The organism is Clostridium lentum (assembly GCF_014287815.1).
GTDB lineage: Bacteria > Bacillota > Clostridia > Clostridiales > Clostridiaceae > Clostridium > Clostridium lentum.
In genome coordinates this window covers 79,293-105,234 of sequence record NZ_JACOOQ010000008.1, presented here as the reverse complement: position 1 = coordinate 105,234, position 25,942 = coordinate 79,293, and the positions used below count along the sequence as shown (strand labels likewise).

20 protein-coding genes, 1 pseudogene and 1 CRISPR repeat array are annotated in these 25,942 nt (G+C 25.4%); of the genes and pseudogenes, 15 read left to right on the top strand and 6 right to left on the bottom strand.

Going from position 1 to position 25,942, the window contains the following annotated elements; genetic code table 11:
• Positions 1–521: 521 nt before the first annotated feature.
• Positions 522–1,361: a tyrosine-type recombinase/integrase gene (locus H8R92_RS06405; RefSeq protein ID WP_186835011.1), complete on the bottom strand. Its 840-nt coding sequence runs from the start codon at positions 1,359–1,361 to the stop codon at positions 522–524.
• An 832-nt stretch (positions 1,362–2,193) separates the two neighbouring features.
• Positions 2,194–2,652, bottom strand: coding sequence for a NisI/SpaI family lantibiotic immunity lipoprotein (locus tag H8R92_RS06400; RefSeq protein ID WP_186835010.1), 459 nt, complete (start codon positions 2,650–2,652; stop codon positions 2,194–2,196).
• Between the two features lie 327 nt (positions 2,653–2,979).
• Here H8R92_RS06400 and H8R92_RS06395 point away from each other — a divergent pair.
• The 7 genes and pseudogenes from H8R92_RS06395 (at position 2,980) to H8R92_RS06365 (ending at position 14,045) form a co-directional block, all read left to right on the top strand.
• Positions 2,980–4,136: pseudogene (locus tag H8R92_RS06395) on the top strand (IS3 family transposase).
• Between the two features lie 289 nt (positions 4,137–4,425).
• A complete protein-coding gene (locus H8R92_RS06390) occupies positions 4,426–4,596 on the top strand; it encodes a gallidermin/nisin family lantibiotic (RefSeq protein ID WP_186835009.1) in 171 nt (56 codons plus the stop codon).
• Positions 4,597–4,744: 148 nt separating this feature from the next.
• Positions 4,745–7,861 carry a lantibiotic dehydratase gene (locus tag H8R92_RS06385; protein WP_186835008.1) on the top strand — a complete coding sequence of 1,039 codons (3,117 nt, stop codon included), beginning with the start codon at positions 4,745–4,747 and terminating at the stop codon, positions 7,859–7,861.
• A gap of 30 nt (positions 7,862–7,891) precedes the next feature.
• Positions 7,892–9,697: an ABC transporter ATP-binding protein gene (locus H8R92_RS06380; protein ID WP_186835007.1), complete on the top strand. Its 1,806-nt coding sequence runs from the start codon at positions 7,892–7,894 to the stop codon at positions 9,695–9,697.
• Between the two features lie 903 nt (positions 9,698–10,600).
• Positions 10,601–11,911, top strand: coding sequence for a lanthionine synthetase C family protein (locus tag H8R92_RS06375; protein WP_186835006.1), 1,311 nt, complete (start codon positions 10,601–10,603; stop codon positions 11,909–11,911).
• A gap of 41 nt (positions 11,912–11,952) precedes the next feature.
• Entirely contained in the window at positions 11,953–12,642 is a 690-nt protein-coding gene (locus tag H8R92_RS06370; RefSeq protein ID WP_186835005.1) for a response regulator transcription factor, read from the top strand.
• 155 nt (positions 12,643–12,797) lie between these two features.
• Entirely contained in the window at positions 12,798–14,045 is a 1,248-nt protein-coding gene (locus tag H8R92_RS06365) for a HAMP domain-containing sensor histidine kinase (protein WP_243166615.1), read from the top strand.
• Between the two features lie 670 nt (positions 14,046–14,715).
• Here the strand turns inward: H8R92_RS06365 and H8R92_RS13640 are convergent.
• The 3 genes from H8R92_RS13640 to H8R92_RS13630 form a co-directional block, all read right to left on the bottom strand.
• Positions 14,716–14,973, bottom strand: coding sequence for a hypothetical protein (locus H8R92_RS13640; RefSeq protein WP_334297763.1), 258 nt, complete (start codon positions 14,971–14,973; stop codon positions 14,716–14,718).
• Between the two features lie 128 nt (positions 14,974–15,101).
• Entirely contained in the window at positions 15,102–15,422 is a 321-nt protein-coding gene (locus H8R92_RS13635) for a hypothetical protein (RefSeq protein WP_330606888.1), read from the bottom strand.
• A gap of 31 nt (positions 15,423–15,453) precedes the next feature.
• Positions 15,454–15,627, bottom strand: coding sequence for a hypothetical protein (locus tag H8R92_RS13630; protein WP_366461265.1), 174 nt, complete (start codon positions 15,625–15,627; stop codon positions 15,454–15,456).
• A gap of 264 nt (positions 15,628–15,891) precedes the next feature.
• Between H8R92_RS13630 and H8R92_RS06355 the strand changes: the two genes are divergently transcribed.
• The 5 genes from H8R92_RS06355 (at position 15,892) to H8R92_RS06335 (ending at position 19,950) form a co-directional block, all read left to right on the top strand.
• Positions 15,892–16,596 carry a lantibiotic protection ABC transporter ATP-binding protein gene (locus tag H8R92_RS06355; RefSeq protein WP_186835004.1) on the top strand — a complete coding sequence of 235 codons (705 nt, stop codon included), beginning with the start codon at positions 15,892–15,894 and terminating at the stop codon, positions 16,594–16,596.
• Positions 16,589–17,311: a lantibiotic immunity ABC transporter MutE/EpiE family permease subunit gene (locus tag H8R92_RS06350; RefSeq protein ID WP_186835003.1), complete on the top strand. Its 723-nt coding sequence runs from the start codon at positions 16,589–16,591 to the stop codon at positions 17,309–17,311. The genes H8R92_RS06355 and H8R92_RS06350 overlap by 8 nt, the downstream gene beginning before the upstream one ends.
• A 2-nt stretch (positions 17,312–17,313) precedes the next feature.
• Positions 17,314–18,051: a lantibiotic immunity ABC transporter MutG family permease subunit gene (locus tag H8R92_RS06345; RefSeq protein WP_186835002.1), complete on the top strand. Its 738-nt coding sequence runs from the start codon at positions 17,314–17,316 to the stop codon at positions 18,049–18,051.
• A gap of 253 nt (positions 18,052–18,304) precedes the next feature.
• Complete coding sequence (locus tag H8R92_RS06340; protein WP_186835001.1) at positions 18,305–18,532, top strand: hypothetical protein; 228 nt, start codon at positions 18,305–18,307, stop codon at positions 18,530–18,532.
• Between the two features lie 215 nt (positions 18,533–18,747).
• Positions 18,748–19,950, top strand: coding sequence for an RNA-guided endonuclease InsQ/TnpB family protein (locus H8R92_RS06335; protein ID WP_186835000.1), 1,203 nt, complete (start codon positions 18,748–18,750; stop codon positions 19,948–19,950).
• A 408-nt stretch (positions 19,951–20,358) separates the two neighbouring features.
• A CRISPR array of direct repeats spans positions 20,359–20,717; the repeat unit is 30 nt; unit sequence GGTTTAATAGCACCATAATGGAATGTTAAT.
• Between the two features lie 541 nt (positions 20,718–21,258).
• Here H8R92_RS06335 and H8R92_RS06330 read toward each other — a convergent pair.
• Positions 21,259–22,704 carry a hypothetical protein gene (locus H8R92_RS06330; RefSeq protein ID WP_186834999.1) on the bottom strand — a complete coding sequence of 482 codons (1,446 nt, stop codon included), beginning with the start codon at positions 22,702–22,704 and terminating at the stop codon, positions 21,259–21,261.
• A 281-nt stretch (positions 22,705–22,985) separates the two neighbouring features.
• Between H8R92_RS06330 and ptb the strand changes: the two genes are divergently transcribed.
• The 3 genes from ptb to H8R92_RS06315 all read left to right on the top strand — a co-directional run bounded on the left by ptb (position 22,986) and on the right by H8R92_RS06315 (position 25,904).
• On the top strand, positions 22,986–23,933 hold the full coding sequence (gene ptb, locus H8R92_RS06325) for a phosphate butyryltransferase (protein ID WP_186835015.1): 948 nt from the start codon (positions 22,986–22,988) through the stop codon (positions 23,931–23,933).
• Between the two features lie 21 nt (positions 23,934–23,954).
• Positions 23,955–25,025: a butyrate kinase gene (buk, locus tag H8R92_RS06320; RefSeq protein ID WP_186834998.1), complete on the top strand. Its 1,071-nt coding sequence runs from the start codon at positions 23,955–23,957 to the stop codon at positions 25,023–25,025.
• Positions 25,026–25,121: 96 nt separating this feature from the next.
• Positions 25,122–25,904 carry an AIM24 family protein gene (locus tag H8R92_RS06315; protein WP_022212030.1) on the top strand — a complete coding sequence of 261 codons (783 nt, stop codon included), beginning with the start codon at positions 25,122–25,124 and terminating at the stop codon, positions 25,902–25,904.
• The last annotated feature ends 38 nt before the right edge of the window (positions 25,905–25,942 follow it).

Below are 25,942 nucleotides of genomic sequence, written 5' to 3'. Positions count from 1 at the left end.
ATACGGAATAAAGTATTAATTAATAGGAAAAATATAGCATAGAACCGATGTTAGTTCTATGCCTTTTAGAATACTTAAAATTAAATTCCCGAAGGGAGCGTGGCGAAAGCCACTTTTTTATTTAAAATCACATGGTAAAAAATGAGAAGTCTTAGAATCGCTTCTAAGGGTTCTCTATTAACTTTTTAGACATATTTGACCTCTGAAATTTTCCTAAAATTTCAATACTTATCCAATAATTTTAGTTTTTTAGTGGCTTCATATAGATAGGCTCTATTTTACAAGTGTCTATCTTATAGGTTCCATTTTAGTGAAGTATATCTCTACTTTTTTATGTTTAAAAATAAAATGTTTATAAAGTTATAATATATTGAAATTATATTAATCTTATTAATACTTAAAGTTATATTTAATTAATAGAATTATAATAATTAAAAAATGTTTTTATAATTGTTATATAATTTTATTATATTGAAAAAACACTAATAAATTTAATGCTTTTACATTAAATAATTAGTGTATTATATATTCCAAGCAGCAGTGAAATCAATGGATGAGCTTATTTCATCTATTTGTTTTTGGCTAACTTTTATATATCTTTGAGTAGTTGATATGTTACTATGATTGAATAATTCTTTTAATAATTCTATGTTTCCATTAGTTTTATTGTATACTGTTACACCAAATAATTTTCTAAAACTATGGCTACTTATATTAGTTAAATTTAAGTAATTTACTATTATAGCAAGTTGTTTTTGAATAGCTCTTACCTTAACTTGAATTAAATAATCATTACTTTTTATATTGTTTTCTAGAGCATATTCATAAATAAGTTCTTTTAGATTTCTATTGATAGTTCTATATTGAAGCTTACCTGTTTTCTTTTCTATTACTTCCAGCTTGTCATTTTTAAAGGTAGATGGTTTTAATTTTAAAACATCAGAGATTCTTAATCCTAAGTTAGCTTGCAGTATGAAAGTCATTGCTAATTGTTTATTAGGTCTAAAGATATGCTCTACTCCGTATTCATCTTTATAAGTAAATCCTTTTTGACATAATGTAATAATAGTCATATATTCATCATATTCAAGGGGTCTTGCTGCTCTTCTATTTCTTTTACCTTTTACTTCTTTTATAGATGTTTTCTTTTCTTTATATTCTACAGCTTCTTCTTTTTCAATTAGTTTATTAATCATATTCTCAGCACTAGAAATTTTTAAGTTTCCATCACTTACTAACTTTAATATAGTTAGGCCTTTATTTTTATCACTATCTTTTATATAAACTAATAAAAGATCTAAGGCTGAAGGTATATCTATAATATCATCTTTTACAAATTGTAATATTTCTTTAATTTCCATATTATATCTCCAATAATTTTAATAATTATTATGTTAATTATATTTTACTATAAAAGTACATAAAAGTTAATACAAAAAGTACGTATTAAGTTTATTGCTTTAATTTATTATTCTTTGCTAAATGCCTTTAAAGTATTGAATTTACTTGAATTAAAGTGAATTAAGTTTAAAAAGTACGTATTCTCGCATTTTATGTACTTTTTAATGCTATAGATTTAGTATGAAAAAATGGTATTTGTTATGCAAAAATATGACTTCAATTCTGATAGAAAATTAAATTTTAAAAAAGTTTTAGGTTATGGAAATGTATTATTTTTTAAGTTAAAATTCTATTTTAAATTTAAAAGGGAATTTGTAAAAATAGAATATAATAAATGAATAGATGTATATGTGCTTAATGTTGGACTTTTATAAAATACTAGTATGGGAAAATTCTTCTTAACTACATTGCTTGCTGTAACTAAAATGGAAAGAAACATGATTAATAAACGTATTTAAGCAGGTAAAAAAGTTGTAAAATTAAATTATATTTTTCTTTGGGTTGTTAGGGGAATGGTATGGCTCCAACTCTATAATAAATATAGTAAAAAATAATAAGCTTCTAAGCGTTTCAAAGGAACCGTTTAGGAGCTTTTATTTTTAAAACTTTATTTATTATAGGATTTTACGCTCATGCTATCTAGGGTCAGCTAGGTATAGTCTTGGTAGAATCTAAAAAGTTATTTTGATACAGCCCCATCTCAAAATTTATATAGTATATTATTCTAAAATCATCAACTAATCATACAAATCTACTTATTTTCCCTTGGTCATAGTACGATATCTTCATTTTCTATTTTTTAATAGTAGCTAATTTATATTCATTATTAACATTAATAGCAATAGATTCATTAGGATTAACATTATTTATAGAATATATCAATCCAAAATTTAAATGTATTCTTTTTTCTTCACTTTTTTCATTTGGAATAACATAAATTTTCATTAATTCATCTTTTGTTAAAATATTGTTATTTTCGTCAATTGTAAATTGTTTAGATACTTTCCCTATTGGTTTATCTAAATCATTTTTATCTATGCATTCTTCGTTAATAGTATATATTTTTTCGTTAATCGATATTTCTTTAAAGTTGATTTCATTAAGAGTGTAATCAGGTAAGTTTTTGCTTATTTCTAAATTTTTTTTCCCTGTGTCAATTAATTGTGTTATCCTAGAACATCCTAATAATAGTATAGAGCATGTTATTGTAAATAATACAACTATACACATACCTGTATTTGTTTTACTCATTTATTATTTTACTCCTTTAAATTTTTATATTAATAATACATTTAAATTATAAGAATTTTATAATGTATCTAAAAAGGACAGTAAAAGAAAAATATATTCTGAAGAAATTAAGGAACAACAATAATTTTTAGATAATACTAGTAAAGAATATAAAGAGATGTAAATGAAATGGCTGAAAATAAAGAAATAACTAGAAAAGACATGTATGCCTATCTAAATAGTGTGTTAAAAATAAGGCTATAAGATAATTGATGTTAGTATAAAGTAGTGGACACATTAAATCGAACTAAGTAAAATAATATTTAGTTAAGAAAGGATGTGTCCATTATGGAAAAGGGCAGAAGATATGATCAAGAATATAAGGATATGATAGTAGAATTATTTAAGTCAGGAATGAGCTTAGCAGAGCATCGTCTACGAATATGGCATTGCAAAATCAACAATTAACGGCTGGATTAAAGATGTAAAAGAAATTAAAGTAGATGAAAATGAAGTTATGACATTAAAGGAAGTAAAAGTTTTAAAAAAAGAAATGGTAAGAATTAAAGAGGAAAATGAAATATTACACCAAAGGCGGGCTTTAGCCAAAAAAGCTATGGCCATATTTGCAACAAGAAATTAGATGAAGTAATAGAATTTATAAATAACAATAAAAACAAGCATGATATTAAAACTATGTGTACCGTTCTAGGCGTAGCCAGAAGCACATATTATAAATCTTTTGATAAAACTAAATCTACAAGAGAACTAGAAAATGAGGAATTAAAAGGATATATAAAGAGAATAAAGGCATATATGGTGCTCCTAGAATTCATTATATACTTGGTATAGAAGGTTTCAATGTATCGTTGAAGCGAGTTCAAAGACGAATGTCTGAACTTGGCCTTTATGCAATAACTGTAAAAAAATACAAACCTCATTCAAGTAAAAAGGTAGCAGAAGGTTTAGAAAACGTTTTGAAAAGAGATTTTACTACTACTTCTATTAACGAAAAATGGGTAGGGGATATTACATATATTCATACTATAAAAGATGGTTGGTGCTATTTAGCTTCAGTTCTAGACTTATATTCTAAAAAAATAATTGGCTACGCTTTCGGTAAGAAAATGACTAATGATTTAGTTGTTAAAGCCTTAAAAAATGCTTATTATAGCCAATCTCCAGATAAGAATAAGCAATTAATATTTCATAGCGATTTAGGATCTCAATACACTAGCAATGATTTAAAGAAGCTATGCAAAGAATTTAATATTATACAATCGTTTAGTAAAAAAGGTTGTCCATATGATAATGCTTGTATAGAATCCTTCCATTCATCAATAAAAAAGGAGGAAATATACAGAAATTCATATCGTACCTTCGAAGAAGCTAATATGGCTATTTTTAAATATATTGAAGGTTGGTATAACAGAAAAAGGCTACACTCTTCTATTAATTACATGACTCCAGATCAATGTGAATTATTAGCTAGAAGTGCAGCATAAAAAAGTTTGACTTTTTGTGTCCAAAATATTGACATAAGACCACATAATTTTATTAAAATTTCAAAAACATTATAAAATTATTATATTTGAATATTAAAATATAAATATAAAAAAATTAGTTTTTTCTATTAACTAATTTATATAAATAATTATTTGGCATTCATATATACTTAATAATTGTTAAGTTTACTTTAAATTTGCTTTAAGATTATGATTACTTATAATTACTGTATAAATGGTTAATATTAAAATAAAAAATATATATTAAAAAGAAAAGGGGAAATGGGAAATGGCAAAATTAAATGATTTCGATTTAGATGTAAAGGTAAAGGTAGATGCCCAAAAGGTGGAACCAGCTATAACTAGCAAATCTTTATGTACTCCAGGATGTATTACAGGAGTATTAATGTGTATAACACAAAATTCTTGTGTATCTTGTAACTCTTGTATTAAGTGTTAATAAAGATTTAATGCAAAAAAAGGCAGTAAAGAATAAATATATTTTTTACTGCCTTTTTGTACAAGCACCTTAGTTTATACTTTATGAAATATAAAAGTATAAGATTTTTTAGAAAAACAACATATTATAGGATAAGGGGATAATTACAATGAAAGATCTATATAAGACTATAAATACTTTTATGATTAGAACACCAACATTTCCATCAAATAAATATTTTGATTTTTTTGATAATGATACTGATATAAATAACTTAAAAGATAGATTATTTAAAATTTGCAGTAATCAAAATTTTAGAGAAGCAATTTTAGTATCTAGTAAAACTCTGTATAATACACTTATTGATTTTTGTAATGGAAAAGAAATTAAAAAGTTTGATTATTTTATTCAATCAATATATAAGTATTTAATTAGAATGAGTATTAGACCTACACCATTTGGTTTATTTTCAGGAGTAGATTTTGGAGAATATACTGATGAAGAAACTTTAATTTTGTGTGAAGAGAAGAGTTTTGAAAAATTTGCAAGGCCTGATTTAGAATGGATTGTAAGTATAGTTAAGAATTTAGAAAATGAGTATTTTGATTTTTTAACTTTTAAAATAAATGATGGGATTTATATAAAAGGAAATAGAGCGTTATTAATTCATTCTACACTAAAAGAAGATAATAATAGAATTGGTGAAATAAGTGTTAGAGCTACTAAACCGTTTATGAGAACATATGAATTGGCTAAAGATTGTATAGAATATAATAAATTAAAACAGGTATTATTGGATGAATATTCAAATGCTGATGAGGAAACAATTGAAAAATTTTTAAAACAATTAATTGAAAAGGAATATTTAATTTCAAATTTAAGACCTCCTTTAACAGTGTTAGATCAGTTTGATTATATTATTAATGAATTAAAAAAATTAAAAATCCAAATTCCTATAATTTCTGATTTAATAGATATTAAAAATGAGATAGATGTATATAATAAATCTCTTTTTGGAAAAGGAGAAGAACTTTATTTAGATATATGTAAAAAAATGAAAGATGTATCAAATGTAAAAAACCTATTACAAGTTGATACAAAATTGAATTTAAAAGAAAAAAAAATAAATAAGAAAATAATATCAGAAATAAATAATCTTATGAATATATTGTTTAAATTGTCTATGGCAATAGAAAATCCAGAACCGTTTTTATCAAGATATAAACAAGAGTTTGTTGAAAAATATGGACAAGATAGGGAAGTAGCTTTATTAGAATTATTAGATAATGATATTGGAATAGGTGGTCCACTTAATTATAAACGTCCATCTAATAATAGATCATTAGATATTGCTATTACTAAATCTGTAAATGATAATGTGCGTGATTATTTCATTGAAAAGTATTTATATGCAATAAAAAATAAAGAAAATAGTATCGTAATAAAAGATAATGAAATTAAAGAGTTGGAAATAGAAGAAATAAGCTATGAAAACATTCCTGATTCATTAGAAGTTAACATAATAATGAAAGGTCAAGTTAATGAGTATAATAGTACAGATTTTAGGTATTATATTGGTCCTAATTTAGGTTCAACTAGTGCAGGAAAAAGTTTTGGGCGTTTTTCGCATATGATGGATAATTCAAGTGACTTTTTTAAATCTTTAAATGATGAAATAAAAAAACTTAAAAATAGTGATGAATATGTTACATGTGAAATATCATATTTACCAAATGAAGTGAGAAATGCAAATGTAACTAGAAATATTCATGAAAGTGATTATGAGATTTCATTATTTACAAATGGTTGCAAGGATAATATAAGCAGATTAAAATTAGATGATATTTTTATTGGAATAGAAAATAATCAGTTTTATGCCAAAAGTAAAACATTAAATAAAAAACTATTAATTACAATGAATAATATGTTAAATCCTCAAGCTGCACCTAACGCTATTAGATTTTTATATGACATAAGTTTAGAAGGAAAGAGGCTTTGGTATGATTTCCCCTGGAATGATGTGTATAAGAACTTTTCATATATTCCAGCCATTAAATACAATAATTTCACAATAACACCTGAAACTTGGAAATTAAATAGAATTAATATGAAAATTACTAAAAAAACAGAATTTAATAAATTTAAAGAAATGTTTAAAAATTACTGTAGTCAATATAATTTGCCTAAATATGTTTATTTGACTTTTGCAGATAATAGAATTCTTCTAAATAGTGAAAGTGAAGAATGTATAAAAATACTTTTTAATGAATGTAAAAATACATTTGAAGAAATAGTTCTAACTTCATATGAATATGATGGGAGTAATATTGTTAAAAATATAGATTATAATTATACATGTGAATTGGTTATACCACTTATTAAAGCAAATACGGATGAAATAATTCAAACAAAGTTTTCTAAAAAATTGAATAATATAAGTAGTTTATCTAATAAACGTATTAAAGCTCCTTTTGATGAATGGATTTATCTTAAATTATATGGAACAAGTTCAAATGCAGATGATTTAATAGCTTATTATATTTCTGAATATTGTAATAGCTTGGTTACGAATAATAAAATAGAAAAATACTTCTTTATGAGATATGTTGATCCAGAGCAGCATATACGTTTAAGGCTTAATGGAAAAGAAAATAAACTTTTGGAAATTTATCCAGATTTAAGAAGGTGGTTAGATATGTTAAAAGAAGAAGGTCTTATGACTCATTTTGCATTAGATTCTTATGATAGGGAAATAGAACGTTATGGTGGAATTGATTTAATTGACATTGCAGAAAAAGTATTTTATTTTGATAGCTTAGTAACAGAGAATATATTAACTCAAAAAAGAGAAGGAAATATTACTTTTAGCAACGAATTAATAGGTATGATTTCAGAAATACATTATATGGAAAGCTTTGGACTTAAATATGAAGAACAAGTTGAGTATTTACGTTCACAAGTTAGTCAGTCTGATTATAGAGATGATTTTAAGAAAAATAGAAGTGAATATATGAAATTATGTAATAGTAATGAAAATTGGAAAGGCTTAAGAGAAACAAACTCAGGAGTTATTCTTCTAGGTATCTTAAATATAAGACATGAGATAGTAAGATATTACGGAAATAAAGTGCGAGAAAATTTACTCTCATCAACAGAGTTATCAATTTTAGATAGCATAATTCACTTACATTTTAATAGGTTATTTGGAATTGATAGAGAATTTGAAAAGAAAGTTAGAGCACTATCATCTCATTGTTTATATGCATTAAAATATTTTAAAAATTAGTGATATTTTAGCTTAGGAGGAGGATAAAAATTGAATATAGAAGATTATAATGATAATGTGTCGTTAAAAGATGTAGTAAAGGCAGTAAAGATGATACCTAAAACAATTAAATTAATAAAGCAGGTACACAAGAAGAGCTTTTTTATTATAATTTTCCTAAGTATTATTTTAGGGATATGCCCTATATTTACTTTATTTGGTTCCCAATACCTGTTAAATATGATTACAACTAAAGATTTTAATAGAGTTTTAGCTGCCTTTATATTTTATATATGCGCAAACTTATTTAGTGATACTATTGGATCCATTATGGAGTATTATCAAAATAAATTTCAAACATTAATTAATTATAAATTAAACTATAAAATAATGAATAAATGTATAAAGCTATCATTAAAAGATTTTGAGGATTCTGAAACTTATGATAAGCTGCAAAGGGTTCAAAGTGAAACTTCCTATAGGCCATATCAAGTATTTCTATCTATATTAAATCTTATAACATCAATGGTTACACTTTTTTCATCTGTAAGTATAATAATAAATTGGAAGCCTTGGGTTTTACTCATTTTAGTATTAATTCCAATAACATTTTCAGTATATTTTTTTAAAATAGGTCAAAGGGAATTTAATATTAATTGGGAAAGAGCTACAGATAAAAGAAAATCATGGTACTTATCTTACTTAGTAACTAGAGATAATACATTTAAGGAAATAAAATCTTATGGCATAGGCCAATATGTATTGAATAAATTTGATAGTATTAATAGCAAGTTTGTTAAACAAGATATAAAGTTATTTAAAAGAAGATCTATTTTTACATTTATATTTGAATTTGTTCAACAAGCATGTACATCAATTATATTATTTATAATAATTTATTCAGCCCTTATAGGAGAAATTTTGATAGGTAATGTTGTAGGATTTATTAATGCATTGAATTTAATTCAAAATAACTGTAAAGAAATATTAAATACTGTATATACATTATATGAGAATAATCTATATATTAGTCAATTATTTCAGTTCTTAGATTTAGAAGAAGAAAATTTTAATATTGAAAATAAAGAATTAAAAAATATTAGTGATATTGAAACTTTAGATATTAAAAATTTAACATTCAAATATCCTAATTCTCCAAATGTAGTATTAAATAATATCAATCTTAATATAAAAAAAGGAGAAAGAGTTGCTATTGTTGGAGCTAATGGTTCTGGAAAAAGCACATTAGTAAAACTTATTTCTAAATTATACGAAGTAAAGGAAAACAGTATATTATATAATGGAATATCACTTAATAATTATAATGAAGCACAATTAAAAAATTGTATAGCAGTATTATTTCAAGATTTCACAAAGTATGAGATGACTGTAAGGGAAAATGTAGGATTTGGAAATATAGAAAGTATAGATAATGATGAAAATATGAAAAAAGCATTAGATAAAGCCAGTGCCACATTTATTAGTAACTTAGATGAACAATTGGGATTATGGTTCCAAGATGGAAGACAACTTTCAGGTGGTCAATGGCAGAAAATAGCTATAGCAAGAACGTTTTTTAGGGATGCTTCTCTTTATATATTAGATGAACCAAGTTCAGCATTAGATCCTATAGCAGAAAAAGAAGTTATAGATATGTTTCTTAAAATGACAGAAGATAAAATTGGTATATTTATCTCTCACAGATTGTCAACTGCCATGTTAGCAGATAGAATTATTGTAATGAATGAAGGGGAGATAGTTGGTAATGGAACTCATCAAGAATTAATAAAGAATAATTTTGTATATAAAAAAATGTATGAATTAGAGGGGATAAAGCAAGATAAAATTGTAAAATAAAAATTTGTAATATTAGAAATAAGTAGTTTAGACCTATTCTTTAATTGATAGGTGTTAAATTACTTATTTTAAGATAAAAGTAATTATTATAGCTATAAATATTAAAGATAGGCATAATTGATTTTTTAAAATTGAATATAAATGAAAGAATTATGAATAGAAAATTTGATGTTAATTACTAATAATGTAACGTAAAAAATATAGACTATTACTATGAGGAAGATTAAATGCGGAATATTGGTTATTAAAAATCTAACTCATGCGTTTAAGATTGCTAAGGAGCGAAGCATATTAATCTTATTTATAAGGATTGTGGCGATTAAAACTGATAACAAAGTGCTTAGATTAGCAATGAATCTTTTATTTCCTACAACTGAGTTTTTAATCAATATAAGTTAGTAATACGTCTATTTTTAACTACACATGTAAAATACCTTAATATTATAATTTGCTTTTGAATCAAACTTATTTTTGAGTTTTTTAGCTAGACTAAGTATCTATTTTATCCAGTAAGCTTATTAAATTTGAAATATTAGATTGTTCACCGGTTAAATTCACTTCATATATTTGTAGCTCTAATTTTACATCACATATAATTAAATTATTATATCGTAATAGCTAACTCTCGTAGTTAGTCAACTTTAACATTAGAACATTAAAAAGTACATAGTAAAGTTATTGTTCTAAAATGTTCACAATTCATTGCAATAAATGTTCTTCTTAAAGAATGGCATGAATAAGTTTTGGATTCTTGTTTTGAATCAAGGAATCTAGAAGTTGATTACAAATCAATATTATTAAATATTGAGTCATAAGGAAAAGCTAGGTCATATAGACTTTGATATATAAAGGTTAAGAAATATAGTTAACCTTATTATAAACATTTTAAAGGAGTGAAAATCAATGGAAAAAGAAAGAATAAAAAGTTTAATTATATCTATAGCAAAAAAATTATCAGATTATGATTATATAAAGGATACTGTAAATAACGAAAGAAATTTTATAAATGTAGAGGGAATAACTATAAACCCATTTAGAGAGTTAACTTTAAGTCATGGAATACCAGCTCTTTGTGTATTGTATGGTGAATTAAATGAACAATATCCAGAAGAAGGATTTGATAATATAGGGCATGAATATATGCTTAAAATGGGAAGACTTATAGAAGAGCAAGGTATTTCTTCACTAGCTATGTTTAGTGGTGCTTCTGGAATAGGACTTTCAGCTGTTTGTCTATCTCACAATAGAACTAGATATGCATCATTTATTGAGAATATAAATTCATTTATTGAAAAGTTAATTAAAAAATTAGTATTGGAATTAAAATCTAAGAAAGATATCCATATGTCTGATTATGATGTCATTGAAGGTTTATGCGGAGTAGCAAATTATTGTATGCTATTTAATAATGATAATAAAATGAAAGAAGCTCTGATTCTTATAGTAGAATATATAATAGAAATATGTAAAGATAAAATTTGGGATAACTTAGTAATTCCAGGATGGTATATACCAGCAGAAAATCAATTTTTAAAGCATGATAAAGATCTTTGGCCAAATGGATGCTTTAATATAGGATTATCCCATGGAATACCAGGTATGTTATTAGTATTATGCAACAGTGCTAAATTAGAAATTAAATTACCTAATCAAATTGAAACTATTATTAAAATAAGTGATTTTCTTATGAAATTTCATATTGAAGATGATGAAAAAAATTATTGGGGCTCTCACATATCTTTAGAAGAATATATAAATAATGAAGTGAATGAGACAAATAGTAGAGATGCTTGGTGTTATGGAACACCAGGAGTTGCGTATTCTTTACTTATTGCAGGAAAATCATTGAATAAAAGAGAATATATAGATAGTAGTGTTGATGCAATGAAAAAAGCTATAAAAAGATTAAATGGTATTTATTCACCAACATTTTGTCATGGATTTTCAGGTGTTGCATATATTTCAAAAAGATTTTATGAAATAACAAATATAGAATATTTTAATGAACATTCTGTAAATCTAATAAATAAAGTATTAGATTTATATGATGAGAAAGCTGCTTTTGGATTTTATAATATTGAAAAGGATAATGAGAAAACGAAATATTATGACTATATTGGAATAATAGATGGTGTTGTTGGAATATTATTAACAATATTAGCTATAGAAAATGGTATTAAAACACCATGGGATTATGCATTTTCATTACAATAAATAGAACTATAAATATTATTTTGGGGAAATTGGGTGATTATATGGAGCAAAAAAAAATAGCTGTTGTTGATGATAATGAAGACATCTGTAGGATGGTAAAACAATATCTGGAATTTAATAATTATTATGTTGAAACATATGAAGAAGGGAATAAAGCTTTAGAAAATATTATATCTAAGGAGTTTGATTTGATATTATTAGATATAATGATGAGTGATATGAATGGATTAGAGCTTTGTAGTATTATTAGGGACAAGATCAGCTGTCCTATAATATTTTTAAGTGCTAAAAATTTAGAAGAAGATAAAGTAGGTGCACTATCAATTGGTGGCGATGATTATATTACTAAGCCATTTGGATTAAAAGAATTACTCGCGAGAGTTGAATGTCATTTAAGACGGGAAGAACGAATTACAAGAAGTAAAAAATATATGTTAACTTCTAAAAATATAACTATTGATATTATGGCAAAAGAGGTATTTTGTCATGGATCAAAATTGAAATTAACTAAAAAAGAATATGCAATAATTGAACTTTTCATGTTAAATAAAAATATTATGTTTTCTAAAGAACAAATATTTGATAGAGTTTGGGGACAAGATTCGGAAAGTTATTTGGAAACTGTAACTGAAAGTATAAAGAATATAAGAAAAAAAATAAAAATGAAAGATTCAGAAAACACATATATAAGTACAGTTTATGGCTTTGGATATAAATGGGACGTTGTATAAGTAAGGTAAAAACAATAAAAAGTGAATTTTATTTACTTGTTATTAAAATATTTCTTTATACCTTTATATCAACAATTATTGCATATATATTTTTGATGATTTTTATCATTTATTCTAGTAACTATAGCAAATCTACGGACCATTATGAGAAATATTTGGATTCTATAGAAAATGAAATAATTAACAATACAGATTCAATTTTAGAGGGAAATTTGATAGATTTAAATGAATACTCTAATAAAATTAAAGGTGAAGTTGTAGATATTAATGGTAAGCATTTATTTGGAGATATTGATATTATAGATTCAAAGGTTGATATATTAAAATATTTAAAATTTAATTCAGTTAAAGATGGATATGTATATAGAGGAGTACCGTTAATAAAAGATGATTCTATAAAATATATTTATATTCTTAAGGCTCCCTTTAGCTATACTGTCAACAATATAAAGGATAATCCTTATGTAGTCATTGTATATTATATTTTACTTAGTTCTCCTATAATATTTTTTATTGTGTATTTATTTTTATTTACAAGAAAACTATATAAATCAATACAAAAAAATATTTTTATATTAATAGAAGCTTCAAATAATATTTCAAATGGAAATTTTTCATTTAAGATAAATGGATTAAATGGCAAAGAGTTCTTAACAATACAAGAGTCATTCAATATAATGGTTGATGAATTAAAGAAAAATATTGAAGGATTATCTAAAGTAGAGAATGAAAGGCAAATGATGATATCATCTATATCACATGATATACGTACACCAATAACAGTTATATCTGGGGAAATTGAACTTATAAATGATTTAAAGGATATGGAGGGATTTTCTATATCTAATTCAATGGCAATAATAAAGAAAAATTGTGATAAAATGATCAATCTTACAAATAATCTTTCTTTAATTTATAAAGTAGAAAATTTAGATTTTTTATTTAGAGTTCAAAGAGTTGACTTAGATAAGTTTTTAAAAGAAAAGAGAATGGAATTATTAAGCTTAATAACTAAAAAAGATTTAATTATTAAGTTCAACGTAAATTTAAATAAAAAGTACTATATTTTAGATGAATCTATGCTAAATAGAGTAATTGATAATATATTATTTAATAGTATTAGGTTTACTGATAGTGGAAGTATAACTCTTAATGTTTTTGACGAAGAAGTAAGTGATAAAATATACTTTAAATGTATTGATACTGGAAAAGGATTTAAAGATTCTGATATAAATACACTATTTGACGCATTCTATCAAAATAAATCTGATAAAAACCATTTTGGATTAGGTTTATATATATCAAAAAAAATTGTTTTAAATTATAGTGGAGAAATTAAAGCTTATAATAATGAGTTTAATGGAGCAACTGTAGAATTTTATATTAGAGAATTAAAAGAGTAATTAAGATTCTATAGTATGAATTTTTCTAAGTATAGCAATAAATTATTAAATTTTTATATTATATGAGAGATTAATAATACTAATACAACATCATCAATAGCTATCATTAGCTGATTAAAATCAGCTAGCGATAGCTATTTTTTTATGAAAATAAAATTAGTTAAAAATATTGTACAAATTGAAACAGAATTCCTTATAAAATCCTTATAAACATTTTTTATAATTTAATTAGTAAGTAAGATAGTGTAAAGTTTCGTATGAAAAAATAGCCTATGGCTAATTTGGGATAACAATAAAAAAATAACTTTACAATATCAATTAAAATTTGAAAATTGAATATGACAAAAAGACCTTCGGTATCGGAGGCAAAAATTAAATCAATATTTAGTTTTATAGTTTATTAAGAAGTTTTAGATTCTTGCATATTTAATATGGTTTGTTGACCGAGGATGATAAGAATTTGACATTTTGCTGGCATGTTATCAGCGGTATTTAAAGCATCCAGTTCATTTAAAGGACGATGATAGTTATATGGATCAGGTCTTAAAAAGTTATAATAAGCAACCAAAAGAGAGAATCCATAAAGAGCACCTTCGTCACTTTTATAGCCACAAGTAACTCTATAGGAAGATTTGAAGGTACGATTTAGACGCTCTACTACTTGCTTAACCTAACGGAACTCTTCGGATACTGGATCTTCATTAGTAAGTCCAATAACTTGAGTTAGATTAAATTCTTTATTTTCTTCTAATTTAAATTGTTGCTTCGCTAACGGGTAAGCGCTATAACCACCGGCAACGAAGTTCAAAGCTTTTCCTGGAAAATATTTAAACTTATCAAAAGCCATACGCATTGCTAATATGCAAGGACCTGTAGATCTTGTATCAGATACTTGATAACCTAAAATAGACTTTTTACAAGCATCCATTACAATCCAAACATAATGCTTAATTCCTTTAACTTCTATATAAGTTTCGTCAGCTTAACGTGATAAGTAAGGCATAATCCCATTATATGAGGATTAAACTTTTTAAAAGTAAATCCTGTAGCATGTTTTTATATTGGATATAAATCCATCTTAAAGAAGTTAATATTGAATTCACGGTATATATAGTGAAGTTTGTATTTATATTCATCAGCAGGATTGAGATCTTTAGGAAGTTTCTTAAGATTCTTCTGATAATATGAATATTTAGAATTAATGCATTTATGTATTCTAAAATGTTTATGTTGCTTTTGCTCCGCAAGCGTAGCACCACAGTAAGGAAAAATAAAAACTATTAGCTTAGTTGCATAATTAGTTTCTTTAAATAGAAGATTACAAACCTTACATTTATATATGACCTTTATTACCGTTATTATCATAAATATATTCATGAGGTGCACCACATTTAGGACACTTAATTTTCTAAGGAATAGACTTACCGTTCCGTCTTTGGACGGATTTTACTGTCTTATTATATTTATGTTTGTAATAAGCTAAAAGTAATTTATAATCTACTTTTTCCAATTTAAGTATTGTAGGTAGCTTATCTACTTTGAATTTTTGATATTCAGAGCTATTTGAATCATCAAATATCATTTGTTTTAGTGGAATATGTTGTGAAATAAAAGTAATTCACCGATAATGTTAATTAAGTATTAGTAAATAAGTTATAATTGAATCCATAATAATGACATTCTTTCAGGGTTAAATTTGTTTGGTCAGAGATTCAATTTTAACATGAAATTAGGGGGTCGTTGTTTTTTATACAAAAAAACTTGCGAAACCTTAATATATAAAGAATTTAAAAGAAAAGTAGTGTAAAAAATTTTACACTAACGTTAGTAAAAAGGAGGTTTAAATATGAAGTATATTATACAAACTAAAGATTTAAATAAAAAGTATAAAAAACATGAGGTAAACAAAGATATATCATTAAAGGTACCTGAAAATTCAATATACGGACTATTAGGACCTAATGGGGCAGGTAAATCAACACTATTAAAAATGATAAGTGGAATGATAAATCCTACATCAGGAGAAATACTATACAAAGGTAAAAAATGGTGTAGAAATGATTTATTAGAAATAGGTGCACTTATAGAGCAACCTCCTATTTATGAAAATTTAAGTGCAAGAGAAAATTTAAAAGTACGAACCTTATTATACAATTTACCCGAATCTCGTATTGAAGATGTCTTAGAAATTGTTAGTCTAACAGATACAGGAAAGAAAAAAGCAGGGAAATTCTCAATGGGAATGAAGCAAAGATTAGGAATAGCAATAGCTTTGCTAAATAATCCAAAATTTTTAATATTAGATGAACCAACTAATGGATTAGATCCAATCGGTATAGGAGAATTAAGAGAGTTAATTAAATCATTTCCTAAAAAGGGAATGACAGTACTATTATCAAGCCATATTTTATCTGAAGTAGAGCAAATAGCTGATCATATTGGAATAATATCAAATGGTCGACTTTTGTATCAAGAAGAAATTAAAGAAAATACAGATTTAGAAAGTATATTTTTTAATGTAATGAAAAAGGCAGGTAATAAAAATGTTTAACATGATAAAAGCTGAACATCTAAAACAAAAATCTACTTTTCAAAAAGTGTTAATATGGTTAGGTCCAACAATAACATTACTATTAGTGCTTGTATTAATGGGTGGTAACTATATCCAAAGTGGAGGGTATAATTGGTGGTATATGTTTATATTACCTGCCAGCTTAACCATGATATCATCATTTGTTATAAATAATGATAGTAAAAGAACATTTCATGGATTGTTTAGTGTAGTAATTGATAAAGATAAAATTTGGTATAGTAAAATAATTCTTTGCACTATTTATTTAGGTATAACATGTTTAATATTTTTTTTAGAAGTAACTATTATGGGATATTTATTCAAATGTACAATTCCTATACAATTTAGCTTTTTAGCATCGGTACTTTTATTTATCTTATCTTCATGGCAAATACCATTATTTATGTATGTGTCTATGAGGTTTAGTACTAGTTTTGCTGTAATTATTAGTTTAGTATGTAATTGTGGATTAGGAGTAATTTGTTCAGTTACATCAATCTGGTGGATTCCATTTGCAATTACGCCAAGAATAATGTGCCATGTTATAAGTATATTGCCTAATGGTTTATCAGTGGATAATGGAAGTTATCCTTTTGATATAAAAATTATTATAATAGGATTATTAATAACAGTAATACTATACTTGCTTATATCATATATAAGCGCCAAATGGTTTGAAAAACAGGAGATATAGGTATGGCACAGTTTATGAATTATGTAAAGACAGATTTTTATAAATTTTATCATTCGCAGATAGTGAAGATACATTTAATAATTCCAATAATAGCTGTTATATGTTTTTTATCCTATTATACTATTTCTCCATGGAGTGAATTAAAAAAAATTATGACATATATTCAAGTTATTTCGATAGCATTTCCTTTAGTTATATCAATTATTGTAAATATGATATATGAACAAGAAGAAGAAGCTGGATTTCAATATCTTTTAGGTATAGCAAATAAGAGATATTGGGTTCATTTTAGCAAGTTAATTTCAATGTTAACATTAGGTTTTATATCAACATTAATAACGATTTTAGGCTTTGGAATTATATTTTACTTAATGGGGAATAACTCTATAGAAATAGATATTTACTTTAAAGAATCACTTATAGTATTTGGAAGCAATATACTTCTATATATTATGCAATATTTAGCAGTATTTTATTTAGGTAAAGGTGCATCAATTGGCATCGGAATAATAGGAAGTATAATTTCAGCATTGATGTTAACAGGGATAGGAGATAGCATATGGATGATTTTGCCTTGGGGATACTCAATAAGGTTAAGTTCTTATTTTATATTAGACAATTTAAATATTTTAAATCCAAAAGAGCCAATAATAGAATCTATAATGTTGATGGTAATATTTATAATCATATTTTTGTTTTTACAAGTAATTTTTAGCTATAATTGGGAGGGAAAGAGATAAAATTATTAGAACTGATATTACGAAAGGTATAATTATAGGACAACACCCTAAAATGCTTTATCAAATGGAGTATTGTTTCAGTTTAATTAGAATATGATGAGATAGAAAATACTTGGTATTCAAGATATTTTGATGATATTAAAGTTAAAAGTAATTAGAAAGAATTTTTAAACTTATGAATATATTTATACTGTATTATATTTTATAATCACCGTTTAGTTTTAATTAACTTAAGAAAGAAGGTGAGATACAGATGAGTTTAATAGATAAACTGTTTTTTGCTTTTTTGAAATGGAGTTTCATATACTTCCTTATTGCAGTAATACTGCCAATTGTAATTCATTATTACATATATAAATTTGAATACAATGTAAAAAAGGAAAAAAATAAAAGAAACAATTCATATTATAAAAAAAGCAAAAAAGCCCTTAGATCTACTGGTAAGCACCCAGTTAAACAAATATCTAAGAAGCTTTCTTAAACTAACATTTATATTATTTACTTAAATTTATTTTTTATTCATTTGGCTATAAATTTATAGCCTTTTTTCTTTATAGATATATATTTATATTAATACGTTTTAGCAATAAAATTATAATGTAGTAAAAAATAATGTATAGAAACTATTAATTATAGCTATAATTATGTAAAAATGGTATAATTGTAATAAAAAATAATTTATGAGGATATATAGAAATGATAACAGTAAGGAAGGTTAAATTAATAGTTAATAGTGAAGAAGCTGAAGAGATAAATAGAACATATAAGTTTATTAGAGATAGTATGTATGCACAGTATCAAGGGCTAAATAGATGCATGGGTTACTTATTATCAGGTTACTATGCAAATGGTATGGATATAAAAAGTGATGGATTTAAAAATCATATGAAAACTATCAAAAATAGTTTAAATATATTTGATGATATAAATTTTGGTATAGGTATAGATAGTAAATCTGCTATAACTCAAAAAGTAAAAAAAGATTTTTCCACTTCTTTAAAAAATGGATTAGCAAAAGGGGAAAGAGGAGCTACCAATTATAAAAGAAATTTCCCTTTAATGACTAGAGGAAGAGATGTTAAAATATCATATTTAGAAGACACAAATACTTTTGTTATTAAATGGGTTAATAAAATAGAATTTAAAGTAATATTAGGACAAAAAGATAATATAGAATTAAGTCATACATTACATAAAATAATTAATAAAGAATATACGCTAGGACAATGTACCTTTGAATTTGATAAAAATAATAAATTATTATTGGCTTTAAATATAAATATTCCAGATAATCTCATTTCAAAGAACAAAGAAATAATACCAGGAAGGGTGTTAGGGGTTGATTTAGGAGTAAAAGTTCCAGCAATGATATGTCTAAATGATAATACATTTATTAAAAAATCAATTGGTTCATATAATGAATTTTTTAAAGTTAGAAGTCAGTTTAAAGCAAGGAGAGAAAGACTTTATAAGCAGTTAGAAAGCTCTAATGGAGGAAAAGGAAGAAAACATAAATTAAAAGCTACAATGCAGTTTAGAGATAAAGAAAAGAATTTTGCTAGAACATATAATCATTTTTTATCAAAGAATATTATAGAATTTGCCCAAAAATATACATGTGAAACAATTAATTTAGAAGAACTTAATAAAAAAGGTTTTGATAATAATTTACTAGGAAAATGGGGATATTATCAATTACAAAGTATGATTGAATATAAGGCAGAGCGAGTTGGAATAAAAGTAAAGTATGTTGATCCAGCATTTACATCACAAACATGTAGTAAATGTGGTTATGTTGATGAAGAAAATAGAATAACACAGGATAAATTTGAATGCCAAAAGTGTGGCTTTACTCTTAATGCAGATCATAATGCAGCAATAAATATTGCACGTAAGTAAACATTGATAAAACTAACCTTTATTTACAAATTTAAAATAATGCAATATAATTGTATTGATGTTATATATAAATATATAGCAGTTACGGTAACTTAAAGTGCCGAAGGCTGAGGAGATGGATTAAATATATAAGGTTTTGACCAACTATATACCATCATCACTCGGTAAGGGTTAATCCTAACAATGTGTGACCGTTAGGCGTTCCAAAATTGAATAATTATATTAGTTTATTGTCTATCATAGATAGTGTAAAAAACACAGGGGGTAGACAAAATAAGTAATATAAGTATATGGTAGCTATTTTATAATTAAAGTTGGTAATTAGTATTGATAAAATTTATTATAAAATAAGAGGTAGACAGAAACTACTATATCAAACTAGATATATAGTGGCTTTAAAGTTAACGGGGTTTAATAGCACCATAATGGAATGTTAATGATTTATTGACTGCTATTAAAGATAAAGTGAGTACTGGTTTAATAGCACCATAATGGAATGTTAATCGGACCTTATAGCCCAAATAGAAAAACGTTAAAAAAGGTTTAATAGCACCATAATGGAATGTTAATGCGGAAGCAATTATATCTGCATTAGAATTTAAGCCGGTTTAATAGCACCATAATGGAATGTTAATTCATAAGATAGTTGTTTCATTTCACCGATTAAGTTTGGTTTAATAGCACCATAATGGAATGTTAATCATACTTTAGCATTTTCATATACTCTTGCATTATCAGGTTTAATAGCACTATGATGTTATTTAAATTAATGAAATTGTGATACTGTAAATTATAAAAATATTATATATAGGATGAGAATTATAATAATTATTGAATAAGTGTAAAAATAGAAAACATTAAATGATTCTTAGGAATCACTTAATGTTTTCTATTTTTTTGATTTAAATGTTTAATAATAGATATAAATTTATTATTAATGAGACTATTAACTTAAGACGTAGTAGCAATAAATAATAAGAGTTTTATTTAAAATAGTATAAGTTATAGGAAATAAAACTCCCATTATTTAAGTAGTATTAAACTAAAATTTATCAGTTAGAACACACAAAAGTTAATTTAACCTTGATATAATAAGGGATATATGGATTATATGAATTTAAAATATTAATTTAATTAAATTATTTATTTAGTACATTATATAATTATTATTTAATGTATTTACATTAAATAATAATTATATAAAAAAGTATATTTTGAATATAAAATAAATTAAATTACAATTTATTATTTAATAAAAATAAAAGCAATAATTAATAAATATATACATTATTAATTATTGCTTTTATATTAATTTGATATTGAATAATCTATTCCTTCAATAAGCTCTCCTGCTTTAAAATCTTCAGTTTCAATTCTTTTCATTATATTCTCAGGTAACTTTATATATTTAATAAGGAATTGATATTCTTTCTTTTCGTATTCAAAGTTTTCTATTATTAAATTATAGTTTTGTAATTCTATTAATGCTTCAATTATTCTATCTCTACGTCTATAAACATTCTTAGCTGTCATAAGTATTGCATCTGCAAATTCATTTAAAGAAATTGTTTCTTTAAGCTCTGGATTAGTTATTGATAACTTTAACCTTCTATTTTGAAGCCAAATTGCAATTTGTTGTGAATCAGCACTTAATTTATCAAAAACATCTTTATTAAAGTTTAAACTACTGTCCATAAGGATAAGGTTTTTTAAGAAACCTCCAAGATATACTTCAACATGCTTTCTGCCATCTTTTACATCAAAGAATACATCTAATATAGATCCCTTTAGTTTACGACCTTCATATGCTGGTGATTCAAGACGGATACTACCTATTTTGTTTAAACTTTTTTCAACAGCAATAAAGTTGTTTTTATTTTCACTTAAACCTAATTCTTTAACTAGGTCGCTTATATATTTACCAATACTTTTATCAGTTACAAGATTATAAAAGTTTGTATAAAAAAGTGATATTATCTTTAAATCAAGATTATTTAATGCTTTAGCTGCTTTTAAGAATGCTATTTGAGTTATAAGATCCTGAGTTTGTTTTCCTTCTTCAATTCTTAAATAAGTTCTTTTCTCTAATTTCATTATTAATTCATTACTGTTAGATGAAATCAATTTATCGATAGTTCCATCTAATGAAAAGTTATCAATGTCATCTAATTCACGCTTTTCTTCTACAGTAAAGTAATCTTTCTTATTAGTTGGATCAAAAGGTATATTACTTAATACTCTAGGAATTCTTGTTATTTCTTTATGATTACTCATTGTATAAGAATAATAAAGTTTAATAATATCATTTTTAAAAGCTGACACTATAGATTTTTTGTGAAGAATAGTTAAATATTCAAAATCTGAAAGTAATGCATCTGCAGAATTAACCCAAAGATCCATATTTCTATATAGTTTATTTATGTATTCATCAATGGAGTTTGCTTCAAACATTATTATGAATTTTTCAGGTTCGATAGTTTTATCTAATACTTGATTATAGATATATTTAGCATTTTCAATATCTTGATTGATTTTCAAATTCTTATCTGATTTTATCTTTTTAACCAATCTTTGTTTTGTTTGCTTTGTTGTAAGCATTAAACGTTTATATGTACTTTCCTTTTTATTAGGATCTGAGATTTTATTAAGATCTGCATATAAAGTACAATATAGCTCATCAAATTTGGATTTTGTTATTTTCTCATATTTAATTTTAAATAAATCATCTATCTTTTTTTTGAAATTTTGATCCATAAACTTACCTCTCTTTAAGGAAATTATATTATAGTTTCAATGCACCGGCAATATTTGAGAATTAAAGGTGAAAGCATTAATAGTGAAGAAAAGCACCGCTATGTAGGGGAATAGTGACAAAAACCACAGCTATGTAGGGTAAAAGTGATGAAAAGTACCACTATGTAGGGGAAAAAATATTTTTTTATGTGAAAAAAATAACTAAAAGTTTTCTGAAAATTTAGGAATTTATGATAAAGTTTGATAAAATATAATTGTTAAATATTATAAAAAATACTAAAATTTATAATAAAAGGGATAAAATAAGAAATGAGAGGTGTATTATGAGTAAGAATTTTGATGATTTATTATCAAAATTAAAGGGGATTCAGAGAAAAAAATTAGCAGTAGCAGTGGCACAAGATGAGCCAGTTCTAGAAGCTGTTAAAGAAGCAAATGATAAAGGAATAGCTGATGCAATATTGGTTGGAAATAAAGAAGAAATATCTTTAATAGCAAAGAACATAGGTATGGATTTAAATAAATTTGAAATAGTAAATATAGAAGAACCTAAGAAAGCAACATTACATGCAGTTGAATTAGTATCGATAGGAAGAGCAGATATGCTTATGAAGGGTCTAGTAGATACAGCAACGTTTTTAAGAAGCGTATTAAATAAGGAAGTTGGACTTAGAACAGGAAGTTTAATGTCTCATGTAGCTGTTTTTGAAATAGAAGGATTTGATAGATTAATTCTTTTAACAGATGCAGCATTTAATACTTATCCAGAGTTAAAGGATAAAGCTCAAATAATTAAAAATTCAGTAGTGGTAGCAAAGGCTTGTGGAATACAAACACCAAAAGTAGCTCCAATATGTGCTGTGGAAGTTGTTAACCCAGATATGCAAGCAACAGTAGATGCAGCATTATTATCAAAGATGAGTGATAGAGGGCAAATTAAAGGATGTATAGTTGATGGACCTTTAGCATTAGATAATGCTTTATCAATTGAAGCTGCTGAACATAAAGGGGTAAGCGGCTCAGTTGCAGGAAATGCAGATATATTGTTACTTCCTAACATTGAAACAGCTAATGTTATGTATAAAACATTAACTTATACTGCTCATACTAAGAATGGTGGAATACTGGTAGGTACATCAGCACCAGTAATTTTAACTTCAAGAGCTGATAGCTTTGAAACCAAGGTTAATTCCATAGTATTAGCTGCATTAGTAGCTGAAAATAAATAAGAATTTTTGGGAGGATTAAAAATGGCATTTAAATTATTAATAATAAATCCAGGTTCAACATCAACTAAAATTGGTGTTTATGAAGATGAAAAGCAAATTTTTGAGAAGACTTTAAGGCATAGTGCAGAAGAAATAGGTCAATTTGAAACTATTTACTCTCAAAAGGATTTTAGGAAGGAAGTAATCCTTAATGTTTTAAGAGAAAATAATTTTGATATAAACACTTTAGATGCAGTAATAGGGCGAGGTGGACTTTTAAAACCAATTCCAAGTGGGACTTATGAAGTAAACAAGGCTTTACTTGAGGATTTAAAGATTGGGGTGCAAGGACCTCATGCTTCAAATTTAGGAGGAATATTAGCACAAGAAATTGCAGAACAAGCAGATGTAAGAGCTTTTATAGTTGATCCAGTTGTAGTTGATGAACTAAGCGATGTAGCAAGATTATCTGGAGTGCCAGAATTAAGAAGAATAAGCATATTCCATGCTTTAAATCAAAAAGCTGTTGCTAAGAGGTTTGCTAAAGAAAGTGGTAAAAGATATGAAGACTTTAACCTTGTAGTTACTCATATGGGTGGTGGAGTTTCTGTAGGTGCTCATAAAAATGGTAGAGTCATAGATGTTAATAACACTTTAGATGGAGATGGTCCATTTTCACCTGAAAGAGCTGGAGGAGTACCAGCAGGAGAGCTAATTAAAATATGCTTTAGTGGTGAATATACTAAGGATGAAGTATATAAGAAGATAGTAGGAAAAGGTGGAGTAGTTGCTTATTTAGGAACTAATGATTTAAAGTCTGTTATTGATAAGAAAAATAATGGAGATGAAAAATGTAAATTAGTATATGATGCATTTATTTATCAAGTGGCAAAGGAGATAGGAGCTATGTCTACTGTTCTAAAAGGCCAAGTTGATGCAATAATTTTAACTGGTGGAATAGCATACTCACCATTTGTAGTAGATGATTTGAAAAAAGCCATAGGTTGGATTGCACCAGTAAAAGTATATCCAGGAGAGGATGAGCTTTTAGCGTTAGCACAAGGTGGAATTAGAGTATTAAGTGGGGAAGAGGAAGCAAAAGAATACAAATAAATTTATAATGCTTGAAAATTAGATTTTCAAGCTCTTTTTATTTGAGAAAAGATTAAAATGATGGAATGTGTCTATACTTAAGGAAGGGGTGGTTATATGAAGACAACTATTACTTCTAAAAGCAAGGCAGAAGTTATTTTTCAAAGCATAGGGAATTCATTATTTCAAGTTTTACAATATAATGATATAGGGGGATATTCTAATTATAAAAGCTTTAAGCAGGCAAAGGATATATATGATTGTAATGATGCATTGAGGCAAGTTAAAGTTATTTTAAAAAATAGCACCATAAAGGTACAAAATGAAATATTAAGCTATATGAAAGGTGATATTGGAATAAAGGATAAAAAGATTAAGTCATCAAGCATAACTAGAAGGTTATTGGGTATAGGAGAAAAGACAGGAAAGATATCTTTAAGCGGTACAGGAGAAGTGTATTTTAAGCCATCATTTAAGTATTTTTCTTTAATTGAATTATATGATGAAGAAATAATAGTTGATGAGGATATATTTTATATATGTGAAGATTCAATTAAAATCAATATTGAAGATGGTGAAAAATTATTAGATAAGGATAAATTACAAATAAAACTTAGTGGAAGTGGAATTGTTATTTTACTTATGAATGTTCCTGAAAGTGAGATAGTCAGATGCAAATTATTTAATGATAAGCTTACAGTAGATGGAGATTTTGCTGTATTAAGAAGTGGTTCTATAGATGTATCTATTGAATCAATTAATAATTATCTTAACGATTCAGATATAAGTGAAAAAGAATATCTACATGTTTATGAAGGCATTGGAGAAGTGTGGATATTACCAACTTTAAGCTGTTATGAAGATTTTTCAGAGGATATTGATGAAAACCAGGAGGAATAATGCTCTTATTACTTAACTTTATTAAGCTAAAGTGATAA

What these genes read in the sequence shown, in the direction of transcription:
- H8R92_RS06340 (WP_186835001.1), top strand. Translation starts at nt 18,305, where the DNA reads ATGAGTTTAATAGATAAACTGTTTTTTGCTTTTTTGAAATGGAGTTTC.
- H8R92_RS06405 (WP_186835011.1), bottom strand. Translation starts at nt 1,361, where the DNA reads ATGGAAATTAAAGAAATATTACAATTTGTAAAAGATGATATTATAGAT.
- H8R92_RS13640 (WP_334297763.1), bottom strand. Translation starts at nt 14,973, where the DNA reads ATGGATGCTTGTAAAAAGTCTATTTTAGGTTATCAAGTATCTGATACA.
- H8R92_RS13630 (WP_366461265.1), bottom strand. Translation starts at nt 15,627, where the DNA reads ATGATATTTGATGATTCAAATAGCTCTGAATATCAAAAATTCAAAGTA.
- H8R92_RS06375 (WP_186835006.1), top strand. Translation starts at nt 10,601, where the DNA reads ATGGAAAAAGAAAGAATAAAAAGTTTAATTATATCTATAGCAAAAAAA.
- H8R92_RS06330 (WP_186834999.1), bottom strand. Translation starts at nt 22,704, where the DNA reads ATGGATCAAAATTTCAAAAAAAAGATAGATGATTTATTTAAAATTAAA.
- H8R92_RS06400 (WP_186835010.1), bottom strand. Translation starts at nt 2,652, where the DNA reads ATGAGTAAAACAAATACAGGTATGTGTATAGTTGTATTATTTACAATA.
- H8R92_RS06335 (WP_186835000.1), top strand. Translation starts at nt 18,748, where the DNA reads ATGATAACAGTAAGGAAGGTTAAATTAATAGTTAATAGTGAAGAAGCT.
- H8R92_RS13635 (WP_330606888.1), bottom strand. Translation starts at nt 15,422, where the DNA reads ATGAATATATTTATGATAATAACGGTAATAAAGGTCATATATAAATGT.
- H8R92_RS06385 (WP_186835008.1), top strand. Translation starts at nt 4,745, where the DNA reads ATGAAAGATCTATATAAGACTATAAATACTTTTATGATTAGAACACCA.
- H8R92_RS06370 (WP_186835005.1), top strand. Translation starts at nt 11,953, where the DNA reads ATGGAGCAAAAAAAAATAGCTGTTGTTGATGATAATGAAGACATCTGT.
- buk (WP_186834998.1), top strand. Translation starts at nt 23,955, where the DNA reads ATGGCATTTAAATTATTAATAATAAATCCAGGTTCAACATCAACTAAA.
- H8R92_RS06345 (WP_186835002.1), top strand. Translation starts at nt 17,314, where the DNA reads ATGGCACAGTTTATGAATTATGTAAAGACAGATTTTTATAAATTTTAT.
- H8R92_RS06350 (WP_186835003.1), top strand. Translation starts at nt 16,589, where the DNA reads ATGTTTAACATGATAAAAGCTGAACATCTAAAACAAAAATCTACTTTT.
- H8R92_RS06315 (WP_022212030.1), top strand. Translation starts at nt 25,122, where the DNA reads ATGAAGACAACTATTACTTCTAAAAGCAAGGCAGAAGTTATTTTTCAA.
- H8R92_RS06390 (WP_186835009.1), top strand. Translation starts at nt 4,426, where the DNA reads ATGGCAAAATTAAATGATTTCGATTTAGATGTAAAGGTAAAGGTAGAT.
- H8R92_RS06355 (WP_186835004.1), top strand. Translation starts at nt 15,892, where the DNA reads ATGAAGTATATTATACAAACTAAAGATTTAAATAAAAAGTATAAAAAA.